We start from the raw sequence: 15,984 nt of genomic DNA, 5'->3' as shown, positions 1-15,984 counted from the left end.
CACTGCTCACCTGCCTTACTTGTTGCCCGCCCAGTCGGCGCGCGGGTTAAAGCCGGAGTCGCGCTCAGCCTGTGCGTAGGTGCGCAGAGCCGAGGTGGCTGCGGCATCGAGCGCCGAAGGGACCTTGACCTGGACCGTCACCATGAGGTCACCCGGTGTACCGGAACGGCGCGTGATGCCACGGCCACGCACGCGCAGCGTGCGGCCATCCGGAGTACCGGCGGCAATCTTCACGCGCACCGGCTGGTCGAGCGTGGGCACCGTGATGGTGTCGCCGAGAGCCAGCTCCGCAAAGGACACGGGGACCGTGATGTGCAGATCGTCGCCGTCACGGGTGAAGACCTTGTCCGGCTTCACGGACACGCTCACAAAGAGGTCGCCCGCGGGCGTGCCGTTGGGGCCTGCCTCGCCTTGGCCGGCCAGGCGTACCTTTTGGCCGTCGATGACGCCGGCGGGGATGCGCACGGTGATGGAACGAGTGCGGCGCACGGTTCCGCTTCCGTTGCAGTCCGGGCAAGGATCCGTGATCTTCTGGCCGGTGCCGCTGCAGTCGGTGCACGGCTGGGAGAAGCCGAAGGTGCCGCGCTGCTCCGAGGTGAACCCGGTGCCGTCACAGCGAGAGCACTTCTGCTTCTTGCCGGAGCGGGAGCCGGAGCCATGGCACGTGGTGCACGGCGCGTCACCCGTTAGTTGGAGCGGAAGCGTCGTCCCTTTCGCCGCTTCACGGAATTCAAGGGTGACGTGCGTTTCGACGTCCGCCCCCCGCGACGGGCGAGCTGTTCGGCCAGCACCACCGCCGCGGTTGAAAACGCCACCGAAGATATCCCCAAAACCACCGCCGCGAGGCGCTCCTCCAGCGTGTCCAAAGATGTCCGAGAGGTCGAAGTCCGCTTCGAAGCCTTGCCCCGGCGCTGTGCGAAACCCGCCGGGAAAGCCGGCGCCTCCCGTCCCAAAGCCGCCGCCGCGTGCGACCATAGCCTTGAAGTCGTCGTATTCCTTGCGGGTCGCGGCATCAGCGAGGACCTCGTGGGCCTCGGCGACGGCCTTGAAGCGTTCGAGCGCCTCCGGATTATCGGGATTAGCGTCCGGGTGGTTCTCGCGGGCCAGCTTGCGGTAGGCGCGCTTGATCTCCTCCGGGGTTGCGGATGAGGAGACCCCCAGATCCGCGTAATAATCTTTCTCTGCCCATTCAGGTTTCACGCTCACTGGGCATCTCCTCCTTTCGTGTTGGTCGCCGGCCCACACCGGCGTGGTGTCATTGTCAACGTGTGTTCTAAAGCTCTAACTAAAAATCTAAAAGGTGCGGATACACCGCGGGCGCCGGATAACCATTGGTGTGGCCCCGGCGCCCCAGCGTTCTACTCCGCGTCAGTCGCTGACTCAGCCTGCTCGGCGGGGTCCGCGATAATCACCATGGCGGTGCGGATGAGCTTCTCGCCCACCCGGTAGCCCTGGCGCAGGACGGTCCCGATGACCTGCTCGGAACCGGAGGAGAGATCCTGGACTGCCTCGTGAATCTCCGGGTCGAATGCGTCGCCCTCCACGCCGAAGGCTTCCACCTTCTGAGCGGTGAGCACGCCCACGAGCTTGTCTGAGATGGACTTGAGCGGGCCATCCTCCAAGTCGCCGTGCTGGCGAGCCAGCGCAAGGTCATCGAGGATGGGCAGGAACTGCCCCAGCACCTGCGCCTTAGCGGTCTCAATGACCTGGGAGCGCTCGCGCTCCGTGCGGCGGCGGTAGTTGGTGTACTCCGCGTTGAGACGCTGCAGGTCCTCGGTGCGCTCGGCGAGCTGCTCCTCGACCGTCGGCTCAGCAGAAGCCTCGGCGTCGGAGGCGGCATCGGCAGCCGCGGCCTCAGCCTCTGCGCCGTCCTCGGTGGCGTCGAGGTCAGCCTCGACGTCGGCGAGGGCCTCTTCGAGGTCGGACTCGAGCGTGGGGTCAAGCTCCTCAGCGGAACCGTCAGCCTGGGCGGCGCGAGCCTCCTCGGCAGCGGACTCGGCGCGGTCGGCCGAAGTAGCCTCCGGGTCGGTGTGCTCCGGGTCGCCGGGGTTATCCGGCATTCCGTTGTGGTCAGCCATTACTTGTTGTCCTTATCTTCGGTGTCCTCGTCGACAACCTCAGCGTCGACGACGTTGGGGTCTTCGTCAGCTCCTGCCGACGCGCCAGCGTCGGCAGCGGCGGCATCGGCAGCCTGAGCCTCGTAGATCTGCTTACCCATCTCCTGGGACTCGGTATTGAGCTTCTCCACGGCGGACTTGATGGCCTCGATGTCCTCGCCCTTGAGGGCCTCGTCGACGGCGTCGGCAGCCTCGGTGACCTTGGCCTTGACGTCCTCAGAAACCTTGTCTGCGTTCTCGTCAAGGAACTTGCGGGTCTGGTAGGAAGCACCCTCAGCCTGGTTGCGGACCTCCTGCTCCTCGCGGCGCTTCTTGTCCTCCTCAGCGTGCTGCTCGGCGTCCTTGATCATGCGGTCGATCTCCTCCTGGGAGAGGCCGGAACCATCCTGGATCTTGATGGTGTTTTCCTTGCCAGTGCCCTTGTCCTTCGCGGACACGGAGACGATGCCGTTGGCGTCGATGTCGAAGGTGACCTCAATCTGCGGCACACCGCGCGGGGCCGGAGCGATGCCGCCCAGCTCGAAGGAGCCCAGCAGCTTGTTGGCCGAAGCCATCTCGCGCTCGCCCTGGAAGACCTGAATCTGAACCGACGGCTGGTTGTCCTCAGCCGTGGTGAAGGTCTCGGACTTCTTAGTCGGGATGGTGGTGTTGCGCTCGATGAGCTTGGTCATCACGCCACCCTTGGTCTCGATACCGAGGGACAGCGGGGTGACGTCGAGGAGCAGCACGTCCTTGACCTCGCCGCGCAGAACGCCAGCCTGCAGGGCAGCGCCGACGGCGACAACCTCGTCCGGGTTCACGCCCTTGTTCGGCTCGCGGCCAGTCATCTCCTTGACCAGCTCAGAGACGGCCGGCATACGGGTGGAACCACCCACGAGGACGACGTGGTTGATGTCCGACAGGGACAGGCCAGCGTCCTTGATGACCTGGTTGAACGGCGCCTTAGTGCGGTCGAGCAAGTCCTGGGTGATCTTCTGGAACTCGGTGCGGGACAGGGTCTCGTCGAGGAAGAGCGGGTTCTTGTCCGAGTCGACCGTGATGTACGGCAGGTTGATGGTGGCGGATTGGGAGGAAGACAGCTCAATCTTGGCCTTCTCCGCGGCCTCGCGCAGACGCTGCAGGGCCATCTTGTCCTTGGTCAGGTCAATGCCGTTGGCGTTCTTGAATTTCTCCACCAGCCAGTCGACGATGCGCTGATCCCAGTCGTCACCACCGAGCTGGTTGTCACCGGCGGTAGCCATAACTTCAACAACGCCGTCACCAATCTCCAGCAAGGAGACGTCGAAGGTACCGCCACCAAGGTCGAAGACCAGGATGGTCTGCTCCTGCTCGCCCTTCTCCAGGCCGTAGGCCAGAGCAGCGGCGGTCGGCTCGTTGACGATACGCAGGACGTTGAGGCCCGCAATCTGGCCGGCTTCCTTGGTGGCCTGGCGCTGGGAGTCCTCGAAGTACGCCGGGACGGTAATGACGGCGTCCGTGACGTCCTCACCGAGGTAAGCCTCCGCGTCGCGCTTCAACTTCATGAGCGTACGAGCGGAAATCTCCTGCGGGGTGTACTTCTTGCCATCAATGTCCATGGTCCAGTCGGTGCCGATGTGGCGCTTGACGGAGCGGATGGTGCGGTCAACGTTGGTCACAGCCTGGTTCTTGGCAGACTGGCCAACGAGGATTTCGCCGCCGTTCTTCGCGAATGCGACGACGGACGGGGTGGTGCGAGCACCTTCAGAGTTAGCGATAACAGTCGGCTCGCCGCCTTCCAGAACGGAAACGACCGAGTTCGTGGTGCCGAGGTCAATACCTACTGCGCGTCCCATAATGATGTTCTCCTTCTACAGGTTTGTTGTGTATTCATCGTTTCGGGCTGCCCCTTAAGTCTTAAGGGTTGACCCGGCGTGACTCAACTTCGCTGGAGTCCTTGCGCCACTCTAACAGAAGTCCGCGACTCGAAGGTAGAACCTTGAGCGCCTGTCACTCAACCTACACAACGGCATGACTTCCAAAGTTGTTCCCATATGACTCAACTTTCTTCAAAGTTTTCCTAAACCCGCAGGTAAAAGGTAGAAAATATTTTTCCACCTCCACGAAAGAACCCGGTTACCCCCGCGTGCAGGGATGGGTTGACTGGGCTCACAGTGCTCGCTATCTTTCTCCTCAAGCGAGATGGATCACGCAACGCACCCCGGTTAGAGGCGCGTCACATGGCAGCTCGCGCGGTGCCCGGCATAAAAGCCCACGTTGAAACCCAGGTATAAAGACCTGGTTAAAGCCCGGCTTCAGGCCCCGGCACCTCGTACCTACAAGGGCGCACGCACCCGTGAGGCCCCCTCAAGTGCACCACCACATATTTTCTTCTTCGGACCCGACTCGCCCCGGGCCACGGCACACCAGCCGCGAGCCAGAGGCAGGGACGTGTCTGAGCACCGTGTGTCGTGCTTTCGAGGGTTCGGCCACGGTGAGCATGACTGAGAGGTACTGTCACTATGACCAGCCAGAATTCTTCTGCCCCAGCGCACACTCGCCTGCCGGAATCCGATGATGTCGACGCCGTCGTCGAGGCCGCCGTCGCCCGCGCCCACGAATTCCTCAACGCCAGCGCGGACGATCAAGACAAGGGAACCGAGCAGCTCGCCAGCCTGCTGCGGGATTCCGATGGCGTGAACTTCACCATGGACTTCGTCGACCGCGTCATGCGTCCGGAGGACAACGCCGTGGCCGCCGACGCCCTCAAGGACGTCACTAGCCGCTATGACGCGCGCTTCCTGGGTCTTATCAACGGCACGCTCGTGGGCCTGGGTGGCTTCTTCGGTCCGATCCTCCCAAGCCTCGTCATGCCGCTCGCGCGCCTGCGCATGCGTCAGATGGTGGGCCACCTGGTCCTCGACGCGGAGTCGGACGCCCTGGACAAGATGCTCGACAAGGCCGCGGCGTCCGGCGAGCACTTGAACCTCAACCTTCTCGGCGAGGCCGTCCTCGGCGAGGACGAGGCCCGCTCGCGCGCCGCGCGCACCCTGGCGCTCATCCAGAACCCCAAGGTCACGTACGTCTCCGTCAAGGCGTCGTCGATGGTGGCGCAGCTCAATCCTTGGGATATCGATGGCTCGGTCGAGCGCTTGAAGGAGCGTCTGCGTCCGCTCTACGAAGCCGCGGTGGCGCGCAGCCCGCACGTCTTTATCAACCTGGACATGGAGGAATACCACGACCTCCACCTCACCATTCGCCTCTTCAAGGAGCTGCTCAGCGAGCCGGAGTTCCACAACCTCGAGGCCGGCATCGTGCTCCAGGCCTACCTGCCTGATACGTTCGAGGCCCTGGAGGAGCTCGCGGAGTTCGGCGTTGAGCGCGTCGCCAAGGGCGGAGCGCCCATCAAGATCCGCATCGTCAAGGGCGCGAACCTCTCCATGGAGCACGTCCAGGGCGAGATCCACGGGTGGAAGGTCGCCACCTACGAGGACAAGGCGCAGGTCGACGCGAACTACTACCGCCTGCTTGACTACATCGTGCGCCCGCAGTTCGCGGACGCCGTGCGCATCGGCATCGCCACGCACAACCTCTTCACCGCGGGCATGGCCTACGAGCTCGCCACCAAGCGCGGCGTGCTGCGCATGCTCGACTCGGAGATGCTCCAAGGCATGTCCCCCGCCCAGCAGGAGGCCGTCCGCACCCGCTTCGAGGGCCGCCAGATTCTCTACACCCCGGTCGTCCACGCCGAGGACTTCGACGTCGCCGTGTCCTACCTCGTGCGCCGCCTCGAAGAAAACTCCGCGTCCCAGAACTTCCTCTACGCGCTCTTCGCGCCGGACCAGAAGCAGGCCCTCGCCGATCAGGAGCAGCATTTCCGGACCGCCGTCGCCGAGCGCTGGGAGACCTTTGCTGGTCCGAAGCGCACGCAAGATCGCGTCGATGAATCAACGAACAAACAAGGACGCCAGGCCCCACGCACCGGCCGTTTTGCCAACGAGCCGGACACGGATCCGGCGCTGCGCGCCAACCGCCAGTGGGCACAGGAAGCGCTCACCACCAACCCAGGCGAGCACGGCATCGAAGAGGTCACCGATCCCCAGCAGGCTGTCGCCGCCATCGCGACGGCCAAGGCGCTGGCGCCCGAGTGGGGTGCGAAGACCGGCCACGAGCGCGCGGAGGTCCTCGACACCATCGCGGACAAGCTGGCGGACCACCGCGGGGACTTCATCTCCGTCGCCGCGTGGGAGGCTAACAAGACGGTGACGCAGACGGACCCGGAAGTCTCCGAGGCCATCGACTTCGCCACCTACTACGCCCAGTCCGCACGCTTGCTTGACGATGCCCGCTCGATCTTCACCCCGAACCAGGTCACCGTCGTCACCCCGCCGTGGAACTTCCCGGTGGCCATCCCGGTGGGCGGCATGCTGTCCGCGCTCGCCGCGGGCTCGGCCGTCATCATCAAGCCGGCGCCGCAGGTCGTCCACTGCGCCAAGGTCGCCGTCGACGCCATCCACGAGGGCCTGCGCGAGCACGGCCTCGATCCCAACCTCGTCCAGCTCGTGCTCACCGACGAGGGCGAGGCTGGCAAGGCACTCATCTCCCACGAAGACGTCGACGCCGTCATCCTCACCGGCGCCTCGGACACCGGCGCGCTTTTCCGCTCCTGGCGCCCGGAGATGAACCTCATGGCGGAGACCTCCGGCAAGAATGCGCTCATCATCACCCCGGCCGCGGACCCGGACCTGGCCATCGCGGATCTCTACAACTCGGCGTTCGGCCACTCCGGTCAGAAGTGCTCCGCCGCCTCCCTCGTCATCTTCGTCGGCGCCGCAGGCACCTCGCAGCGTCTGCGCACGCAGCTTATCGATGCCGCCAAGACCCTGAAGGTCGGCCCCGGCCACGACATCACCACGACGATGAACGGTCTCGTCGAAGCTCCCGGCGAGAAGCTCCTGCGCGGCCTGACCCAGCTGGAGCCGGGCGAGACGTGGCTGCTCAAGCCGGAGAAGCTCAACGAGGAGGGCACCCTGTGGTCCCCGGGCATTCGCGATAACGTGCAGCCAGGTTCCTGGTACCACCTGAACGAGTGCTTCGGTCCAGTGCTCGGCATCATGCATGCAGACACCCTCGAGCAGGCCATCGCGTGGCAGAACGCCACTGGTTACGGGCTCACCGGCGGCATCCACTCGCTCGACGACAAGGAAATCGAGTACTGGATGGACCACGTCGAGGTGGGCAACGCCTACGTCAACCGCGGGATTACCGGCGCCATCGTCCAGCGCCAGTCCTTCGGCGGTTGGAAGAAGTCCGTCATGGGCCCGGGCGCGAAGGCCGGCGGCCCCAACTACGTCCCGCAGATGGGCACGTGGTCCGACGGCGAGCTCCGCGTCCACGACGTCGACATCCAGGCCCCGGTCAAGGCCCTGCTCTCTCAGCTTCCCGATGCCCCCGGCGCTGGGTCCGGCGAAGGTCTCAGCGGCGGACTCAGCGAGGAGGACGTCGCCTGGCTGTGGCGTGCCGGCGAACTCGACCAGCTCGCCTGGCAGGAGGAGTTCGGCCGCGAACACGACCGCGCAGGACTCATCTCCGAGGCCAATATCTTCCGCTACCGCCCAGTGCTCGAGCCGCTGCGCATCCGCATCGGCTACGGCTACGCGCTGCGCGACGTCGTCCGCCATGCCCTCGCCGGCGCCCTCCTGCGCGCCGAGTTCGACGGCGCCCACTTCGGCAACGTGGAGCCGCGTTTCTCCGCGACGCCGGAGATTGCAGCCGAGCTGGCGGAGCGGGGCATCGGCACGCTGGGCGTCACAGTCGCTGCACAGTCGGACGAGGACTTCGCCCGCGAGCTGGCCCACACGCCGTCTGCACGCGTGCGTGCACTCGGCGCCGTCGCGGACGATGCCCGCACGGCCGCCGTGGAGTCCAACTCGGTCATCCTCGACCAGCCGGTGCTTGCCGATGGCCGCCGGGAGCTCCTGCCCTACCTCCTGGAGCAGGCAGTTTCGGTGACCATGCACCGCTTCGGTATCATCCGCTCGGTCGCTGGCATCGCGCGTTAAGCGCGCCTGCGGCGTGCCATAGACGCACGCTGTCATGCCCCAACTTTCTGCCCTTTGTGCAGGAAGTTGGGGCTTTTGTGGCAATATGGGACGGGTGAGTTCTGACAAATCCCAGGAAAACCCCAGCCAGTCCAACGCTGCCGCTGAATCCGGCACCGCCGTGCCCCAATCGGGCACCGGCGGCGCGCCGCGCATTGCCCAGCCCCTCGTCGCCGCGGATGAGCAGGGCATCGGCGCCGATGTGCCCGATGCCCTCGCGCACGACCGCAAGTCCGCCGTTATCCACCACGACTTTAAAAAGCTCGCGTCGACCTCGTGGCGCTTTATCGTCATCGTGGCAGCCATCGCGCTCATCGGCTACGTGCTCAAGTTCGTGTGGGCGGGGATCCTCCCGGTCATCCTCGCCATTTTGGTCTCCACGGTGCTCTATCCCGTCACCGCGTGGATGCGTACGAAGTGGCGCTTCCCTGCGGCATTAGCGGCGGCGACTACCCTCATCGGGTTCTTCGCCATCGTCGGCGGAATCTTCACCGCCATGGCGCCTACGGTCAAGGAACAGAGCGGCCAGCTGTTCTCGCAGGCCGAAGAAGGCATTAACAAACTCGTCGGCATGACGGACCAGCTGCCCTTCAACGTCGACCAGGCCCAGATCCAGTCCGTGGTCGATGACGTCACGAACCTCATTAAGAACCAGGCCTCCAACATCGCTGGCGGCGTGCTCTCTGGCGTGTCCACGGTGAGCTCCATCGTGGTCACCCTCGTCATCATGCTCTTCCTCACCTTCTTCTTCATCAAGGAAGGCGAGAAGTTCCTGCCCTGGCTGCGCAAGTACGTGGGCCACTCCACTGGCTGGCACATCACGGAGCTGTCCAACCGCATCTGGAAGACGCTGTCTGGCTTCATCCAGGCCCAGGCCACCGTCGCCTTCGTCGACGCCGTCCTCATTGGCGCTGGCCTGTGGATCATGGGCGTGCCGCTGGCCTTCGTCATCGGCGTCGTCACGTTCTTCGCCAGCTTCATCCCCGTCATCGGTGCTGTGACCGCCGGCGTCCTCGCCGTCGCGGTTGCGCTGGTCTCGCAAGGCTTCACCAGCGCCATCATCGCGCTCATTATCGTCGTCGCCGTCCAGCAGATTGAGGGCAACGTCCTCCAGCCGCTGCTGCAGTCCAAGGCCATGGGCCTGCACGCGGCCATCATCCTGCTCTCCGTGACGGTCGGCTCCGGCCTGGCCGGCATCATCGGCGCGTTCCTTGCTGTGCCCGTCGCCGCGACCCTCGGCGTCATCTTCCGCTACAACGCACTCGTGACCTCCATCCGCTCCGGCGAGGTCGACCCCGCCGCCGCGGAGATCGTCACCGGCGCGCCCAAGCCCGATAAGAAGTCGAAGAAGAAGGACGCCACCAAGGCCGCGGAAGCCGTCACCCACGAACAAGACGCCAACGACAACGCGACCGACTCCAGCCCCGACATGGACGCCGCCCGCGACATCGAGCGCCTCGCGCCCGACTCCCCGCGCGCCAAGGTGCGTGAGCTCTACCTCGCGATGGCGCCGAGCGCGAACTAAACAGCTCACTGCCCAACCTCCCGCTCCACATGTCGGCGCGGGAGGTTTCAGCGTTTTACGCCGCTCGCATTCATCCCCCACCCACAGACAGCACGAACGTCACAACGCAGTGTGACCTCCATGATTCTCATGAAGAGGCGTTCATGTCGACACCCCCTGGCATGCTGTGGTCACTCGATTACAGCACCACAGTCAAGGAGCTTCGCCATGAGACCGCTTACTATCATTCGCCTCAGCGTCCCCCTTGTTTTCGCTGCGCCCTTCGCGTGGAACGCCGCCCTGCGCCGGTACCGCCGCAGCCGCGCCATCCCGCTCGCCGCGCCTCGCGCCCGCAGTCCTCACAACACAGGCCCCAGCGAGCTCAATCTCGATGACGCCAAGCAGGCCATCGCCACGGCATTAACCACCACGCCGCCTTCCACCCGTGTCACCGTCACTAGCGCGAGCCCCGCCGCTCACGCGGCGTACACGAAGGCTGGGTTCACGTTGCCCGCCATCAACGCGATGTTGACCACCGCGGATTCGTTCCCGGGCCGGGGTGGCCGCTTGTGTTTCCTTACTGCCGCACACTTCCTCGTCGTCGACCCCACCGACGGTGTCCTCATCGATTTCGCGCCAAAGAAGGAGACCCACACACAGAAAGCGGACCAGCACCGTCCTGCCCCGTGCACGTCCGGCACGCGCCGTCAACCCACGCGCTCCACACGCCACCGCACCAAGCCTGTAACGCTTCCGCTTCCCACGACGCGCAAGGATTTCATCGACCTACTCGAAGACCGCGGCTTCACCATCACGCCAGGCCGAAAGCACGCGAAGATCACGCATCCTGCTCATAAGGGAAAGCAGAACATCATCCCCTCCACCGCCTCTGATTATCGGTGGATCGCCAACGCCGTGCGCGATATCAGGCACAACTTCGGCATTGACCTGCGGCGGGCTGCCGGGGAAGACGTCTGGGAGGCAATGACCACTAGTGGGCTGCGATGAATCCCGACTTCACGCACGCCTCATGCAGCTCATGCGCCGCGCGCGGCAGCGCGTCATCCCACTTGCCCACACTCGACTCGTTCGCCGGATCTGAGACCTGCTTGAGCAGCGTCACCGGCACGCCAAAGCGCTGGCACACGGCGGCGATGGCATAGCCCTCCATGTCGCACAGGCCCGAGTCCTGCGCGAGTCGGTCACGCGTCGCCGTATCCGAGACGAACATGTCGCCCGTGGCCAAGCCCTGGACCGGATGGTTGCCGGAGACGGGAATCTCGATGACCTTGGGCAGCAGGTAGCGGTCGATGTCGGTGAGGATGTCGAGCTTGAAGTCGTGCTTGGTCACGCGGTCAATCTCGTAGACGCCATCCAGCCCATCGCGCAGCGCGCCCACCGTGCCGATGTTGACCACCCGGCGCGGCAGGGTGCCCTCCTCGCGCGCCACCGTGAGATACTCCGTGAGCGCTATCGCCGCCGGCAACGTGCCAATACCGGTCACCAACAGCGGAGTGCCCTCCGGCAAGGCCGCAGCTTCTTTATCCACTGCGGCAACAAAGAGGATCTCTGCCGCATAGTTGTCCAGAGCCTCACTGGCGTTGGGATAAGCATTGAGGGTTGCATCCATAGTGTCTAAGAGTAGCGGACTAAGGATGCCCGCGACCTCCACAGAGTGCACAAGCCAAACAACCACTGTGATGTTAAGCTTTGGGCTAACTGGGGGCCGTCATGCAACTGAAAAACGGCCCCAAGGATAACCTCGGGACCGAAATTTCTTTTAATTTGCAGGTGATTCCTGCTCAGTAACACTCAGCCTACTTCTTCTCTTCAGAACAAGCAAACCTTGCCAATGCAAAGTTCACGTAAGACGTAATAAATGAAAAAATCGACTTCTCTCAAGCTCCTCAGCAATATTCCTGCCCCGCGATTTGAGACGTATCTTGAGGAGGCAGATCAAGATCCCGAAAGGGCTCTCGCGCTTTATCAGTGGAACATCGAAGTGGCAGCCGCCGTCACTAGCACTCTAGCGATCGTCGAAGTTGCACTCCGCGACACAATGGACCAGCAACTCCGAGAATGGAATGCACTCAAGGGCGGAAACAGAGATTGGATCACCCAACCTCAGGTACCGCTTTCACACATTGTCCGACCAACTCCGCCTCCCCAGTGGTCAAACAATCCGCGCCGACGTTCAACGGATTTATACGGGAAGTGGTGGGAAGCTAAAGCACTCGGGGCAATGAACGATCCCCTGCAAGGCCGCCCCAATCGAAGACCAACCCACGATGATTTGGTGGCTTCACTGACTTTTGGCACATGGAGACACCTCATCCCCAAACCCGTGAGCATGGGAGGTCGCTCAACTGCCCCACAGATTGACATCTGGAATGAGGCTTTAAATCTACGTACCAACCTGTGCGGAACGGGCAAAGGTTTCGATACTTCAGCAGGCACAGCGTATTACTGGTGTTCGACATTGTTGCATGCGCGAAATCGAGCGTCTCACCTCGAACCACTCCTAGATGTTCCCACGCTACGCCACTGGCACCGTATCGCCAGCCGCACTGTGCGCGCTTTATGGCCAGGGGCCGAGATATGGATTACTGGGCCAGCCCGAATCCCGGAGGTGATCAGCCGGAAGCCTTGAAAGGCGTAGCTCATGCGGCCTTCTCGGGGACTAGTCCGAGAATCGAGCATCCGATTTCCAAAAGAAGAGCTTACGTACCTTCTTCCGGGGGTCCCAGGGGCGAGTCGAAAAAATGGCGCCGCGAGCCTCCTGCCGGCGCCGATGCCACCTCGCGCAAGATTATCGGTATCCCTGCAGGCCACACGCACTTTTTAAAATCCTCAGCTCAGGTACATTGTGGAGAAGTAATCCTGTGTGAACGCCTGGAGGAATAACGTGAAGAAGCGCATCGAAGTCACCGCGGCAGTCTTGGTCCGAGACGGCAAGGTTCTTGGAGCCCGGCGCGGCGAGCAGATGTCTTTGGCGGGTTTCTGGGAGTTCCCCGGTGGAAAGATCGAGCCGGGCGAGACACCGGAGCAGGCACTGCACCGCGAGCTCAAAGAGGAGCTCCTCATCGACGCCCAGGTTGGCGAGCACCTCGTCACCACGGAGCACGAATACGACTTCGGCATCGTCGTCCTTGCATCGTTCCTGTGCCGACTGCTTTCGGGCGAACCGAAGCTCACCGAGCACGCCGAGATCCGCTGGTTCGCGCCGGAAGATCTGTTGTCCGTCGACTGGGCGCCCGCTGACGTCGAGGCCGTCGAGCTCGTTCTGGCCCGCATGCAGCAGCCTTAAGCCGAACGGCCTCAGAAACATCTACAGACCAGCACGACATGGATAACCGCACTCTCCTTGACGACGTCCGCTTCGGATTTGTCGATCGCCGCACGCCCGCCGAGAAGATCCTCAATCCGCGGCTCATCAGCAATGAAAAGCCGGACACCATGCACCGCGCGATCCGCGATGAGCTGCGCCGCGCACAATCGTTTAGCTTCTCCGTTGCGTTTATCTCGGCGAGCGCGCTGGCGCTCCTCAAAGAGGACCTTCTCGAGTTCGTGGCGCGCGGCGGTCGCGGCGAGATCATCACGTCGAACTACCTCGACTTCAACGAGCCGACCATGTTCCGCGAGCTGCTGGGGCTCGAGGGCATCACCGCCTACGTCCACGACGATGAGCACGGCGGCTTCCATCCCAAGGGTTACGTCTTCCACGACCCTGGCGAGGTCACCGCCATCGTGGGCAGCGCCAACCTCACTCCCCATGCGCTCATTCACAATCGCGAGTGGAACCTGAAGTTCTCGACGAGCTATGACGGCGATATCGCGCTGCAGCTTGAGGATGCCGTCCGTCTTCAGCGCACGCGCGGAACGCTGCTCACCGAAGAGTGGATTGCACGCTACGAGCAGACGCGGCGCAACCGCGTGCTCATCGTGCCCGATGCGGCGCCGAACGCTGGCCACATCGTCGCCAACGCCATGCAACGCGAGGCGCTCGACGGCATCGGAAAGCTGCGGCAGGCCGGTGAGAAGAAGGCACTCATCATCTCCGCGACGGGCACGGGCAAGACCATCCTCGCCGCACTTGCGGTCAAGGAGATGGCCCCGCGGCGCGTGCTTTTCATTGCTCACCGAGGCGAGATTCTCTCCAAGTCCCGCTCCGAATTCCAACGAGTGCTGGGCGGTGCCGACAACGACTACGGCCTGCTCGTCGGCGGCCATAACGACGCCGACGCGCGCTATGTGTTCGCCTCCGTGCAGTCCCTCAACAGCCGGGATGCCTATCGCCAGTTCGCTCCCGATGCCTTCGACGTCATCGTCGTCGACGAGGCCCACCGCGGCGCCGCGGCCAGCTACCGCACGCTCATCGACTACTTCCGTCCCGGTTTTCTCCTCGGGCTTACCGCAACCCCGGAGCGTCCCGACAGCGGCGACATCTTTGAGCTCTTCGACTACAACGTGCCCTATGAAATTCGCCTGCAGGCAGCCCTCGATAACGATATGTTGGCGCCGTTCCACTATTACGGCGTCACCGATTATGAGACCGAGGACGGCAAGCTCATCGAGGATACAACGCAATTGTCCCGCCTCGTCTCCCACGAACGGCTCGCCCACATTCTGCGCACGCTCGAGACCTACGGACATGCCGAAAACGTCCGTGGCCTCATCTTTTGCTCCCGCATCGAAGAAGCGGTGGAGCTCAGCAATGGGCTCAACCAATCAAAAATCAACGGCCGTCTGCTCACCACCGTCGCTCTTTCCGGCAAGGACAGTCCCGAGGTCCGCGACGCCGCGCTCCGTCGACTCAACGCCGGCGAGCTCGACTACATCCTGACCGTCGATATCTTTAACGAGGGCGTGGATATCCCCTCGGTCAACCAAGTCGTCATGATGCGCAACACGCAGTCGTCCATCATCTTCACCCAGCAGCTCGGCCGCGGCCTGCGCAAGGCTGCCGGCAAAGACCACCTGCGCGTCATCGACTTCATCGGTAATTACACGAATAACTACCTCATTCCCGTCGCCCTCTTTGGCGACAACAGCCGCAACAAGGACTCCATCCGCAAGAAGATCATCGACGCCGCCGAGGACAACACCATCTCCGGCGTCTCCAGCGTTAACTTCACGAAGGTCGCCCGCCAGCGCATCTTCGCCTCGCTTGCCGTAGCACGCATCGACAGCCTCGCCGAGTTCAAGAAAGACATCGCATCACTTCACTCGCGGCTCGGCCGTATTCCCCGCCTCATCGACTTCGCTCGCTTCGACACCGCGGACCCCTACGTCCTCGCCACGCGCCGCACGGATCATTATTGGGATTTGCTCGTCAAGGCCAAGCTTGCCGATGCCCCTTCACCGCGGGCGTCCGAATACCTCAAGTTCCTCTCGCGCGAGCTGCTCCATGGCAAAGCCCCGCAAGAGCTCATCCTTCTTCAGCGTCTGCTCTCGGGTGGTCCGTGCTCATCGTCTGAATTCGAGTCGATCCTCGAAGCCCACCACGCCGCACACTCACCAGCCGACCTCAGCGTGGTCGAGCGCGTTCTTTCCCTCGAGTTCTTCACGGAGGGCGCCTACAAGTTGGAGGGCGTCGTCACTCTTGCCGACGGTGTCTATCGTCTCGATCCCACTTTTATCGAGACCTACCGCAGCAATCTCGAGTTCCGCGCTCACGTCGACGACGTCATCGAGACCGGGCTCTTCCTCTCCCGGGAGCGCGGCTTTACCGGCGGCGAGCTCAAGGTGGGCAACAAATACTCGCGCAAGGACGTCTCGCGACTGCTGCGTCTCGAGTCCAACCAGGAGGGCACGCTCAACGGCTACAAGGTCGACAAGTACTCCGCGACCATTCCCATTTTCGTCAACTATCACAAGGCCGAAGACGTCGACGCTTCCATCGCCTACGAGGATAAGTTTCTCGACACCGGCACCATGAAGTGGTTTACGCGCTCCAACCGCACGCTCCGCAGCGGCGAGGTCCGCGACATCCTCGCTGACGAACTGCCCATTCACCTCTTCGTGCGCCGCGACGACACCGAGGGACGCGACTTCTACTACCTCGGTCTCGTTCACCCCAGTCAGCCCGAGCAGACCACCATGCCCCAAACCGGCCAGCCCGTGGTGACCATGCACCTCACTCTCGAGCAGCCCCTCACCGAGGAATTCCTGGGCTACCTCCAGTCGAAGTCCTAAATTTCGCGCCATCACAGGCAAGTGGAACGCCGAACCGTTCGGATCCTGGGTGTTAAATCGTTCAATCGCAGGGTGTTAAAACGTTCAATTAAAGAGTGTTGAAACGTTC

At 63.2% G+C, this 15,984-nt stretch carries 9 protein-coding genes; 5 read left to right on the top strand and 4 right to left on the bottom strand.

Going from position 1 to position 15,984, the window contains the following annotated elements:
• Window positions 1–15: 15 nt before the first annotated feature.
• The 3 genes from dnaJ to dnaK all read right to left on the bottom strand — a co-directional run bounded on the left by dnaJ (window position 16) and on the right by dnaK (window position 3,931).
• Window positions 16–1,206: a molecular chaperone DnaJ gene (gene dnaJ / locus ABJ196_RS08730; protein WP_347306275.1), complete on the bottom strand. Its 1,191-nt coding sequence runs from the start codon at window positions 1,204–1,206 to the stop codon at window positions 16–18.
• Between the two features lie 152 nt (window positions 1,207–1,358).
• On the bottom strand, window positions 1,359–2,078 hold the full coding sequence (gene grpE, locus ABJ196_RS08725) for a nucleotide exchange factor GrpE (RefSeq protein WP_347306273.1): 720 nt from the start codon (window positions 2,076–2,078) through the stop codon (window positions 1,359–1,361).
• Window positions 2,078–3,931, bottom strand: coding sequence for a molecular chaperone DnaK (gene dnaK, locus ABJ196_RS08720; protein ID WP_347306271.1), 1,854 nt, complete (start codon window positions 3,929–3,931; stop codon window positions 2,078–2,080). Before dnaK ends, grpE begins: the two co-directional genes overlap by 1 nt.
• A 666-nt stretch (window positions 3,932–4,597) precedes the next feature.
• Here dnaK and ABJ196_RS08715 point away from each other — a divergent pair.
• The 3 genes from ABJ196_RS08715 (at window position 4,598) to ABJ196_RS08705 (ending at window position 10,688) form a co-directional block, all read left to right on the top strand.
• Window positions 4,598–8,137: a bifunctional proline dehydrogenase/L-glutamate gamma-semialdehyde dehydrogenase gene (locus ABJ196_RS08715; protein WP_347306269.1), complete on the top strand. Its 3,540-nt coding sequence runs from the start codon at window positions 4,598–4,600 to the stop codon at window positions 8,135–8,137.
• 94 nt (window positions 8,138–8,231) lie between these two features.
• Window positions 8,232–9,701 (top strand): AI-2E family transporter, encoded by a 1,470-nt coding sequence (locus ABJ196_RS08710; protein WP_347306267.1) that lies wholly within the window; start codon window positions 8,232–8,234, stop codon window positions 9,699–9,701.
• A gap of 207 nt (window positions 9,702–9,908) precedes the next feature.
• Window positions 9,909–10,688 carry a hypothetical protein gene (locus ABJ196_RS08705; protein WP_347306265.1) on the top strand — a complete coding sequence of 260 codons (780 nt, stop codon included), beginning with the start codon at window positions 9,909–9,911 and terminating at the stop codon, window positions 10,686–10,688.
• On the opposite strand, the gene ABJ196_RS08700 is transcribed toward ABJ196_RS08705, so the two are convergent.
• Complete coding sequence (locus ABJ196_RS08700) at window positions 10,672–11,310, bottom strand: nucleosidase (RefSeq protein ID WP_347306263.1); 639 nt, start codon at window positions 11,308–11,310, stop codon at window positions 10,672–10,674. The two genes, ABJ196_RS08705 and ABJ196_RS08700, sit on opposite strands and share 17 nt — an antisense overlap.
• Window positions 11,311–12,585: 1,275 nt before the next feature.
• On the opposite strand from ABJ196_RS08700, the gene ABJ196_RS08695 reads away from it, so the two are divergent.
• Window positions 12,586–12,987: a (deoxy)nucleoside triphosphate pyrophosphohydrolase gene (locus ABJ196_RS08695; RefSeq protein ID WP_347306261.1), complete on the top strand. Its 402-nt coding sequence runs from the start codon at window positions 12,586–12,588 to the stop codon at window positions 12,985–12,987.
• A gap of 38 nt (window positions 12,988–13,025) precedes the next feature.
• Window positions 13,026–15,875 carry a DEAD/DEAH box helicase gene (locus tag ABJ196_RS08690; RefSeq protein ID WP_347306259.1) on the top strand — a complete coding sequence of 950 codons (2,850 nt, stop codon included), beginning with the start codon at window positions 13,026–13,028 and terminating at the stop codon, window positions 15,873–15,875.
• Window positions 15,876–15,984 lie beyond the last annotated feature (109 nt).

This window comes from Corynebacterium sp. SA-MJD20WY100 (genome assembly GCF_039822565.1).
Classification (GTDB): Bacteria; Actinomycetota; Actinomycetes; order Mycobacteriales; family Mycobacteriaceae; genus Corynebacterium; species Corynebacterium phoceense_A.
Note: the sequence above shows the minus strand (reverse complement) of the source record. Positions and strands in the feature narration are given on the sequence as shown.

Coding starts and splice junctions, on each gene's coding strand:
- grpE (WP_347306273.1), bottom strand. CDS start 2,078: ATGGCTGACCACAACGGAATGCCGGATAACCCCGGCGACCCGGAGCAC.
- dnaK (WP_347306271.1), bottom strand. CDS start 3,931: ATGGGACGCGCAGTAGGTATTGACCTCGGCACCACGAACTCGGTCGTT.
- ABJ196_RS08715 (WP_347306269.1), top strand. CDS start 4,598: ATGACCAGCCAGAATTCTTCTGCCCCAGCGCACACTCGCCTGCCGGAA.
- ABJ196_RS08705 (WP_347306265.1), top strand. CDS start 9,909: ATGAGACCGCTTACTATCATTCGCCTCAGCGTCCCCCTTGTTTTCGCT.
- ABJ196_RS08700 (WP_347306263.1), bottom strand. CDS start 11,310: ATGGATGCAACCCTCAATGCTTATCCCAACGCCAGTGAGGCTCTGGAC.
- ABJ196_RS08690 (WP_347306259.1), top strand. CDS start 13,026: ATGGATAACCGCACTCTCCTTGACGACGTCCGCTTCGGATTTGTCGAT.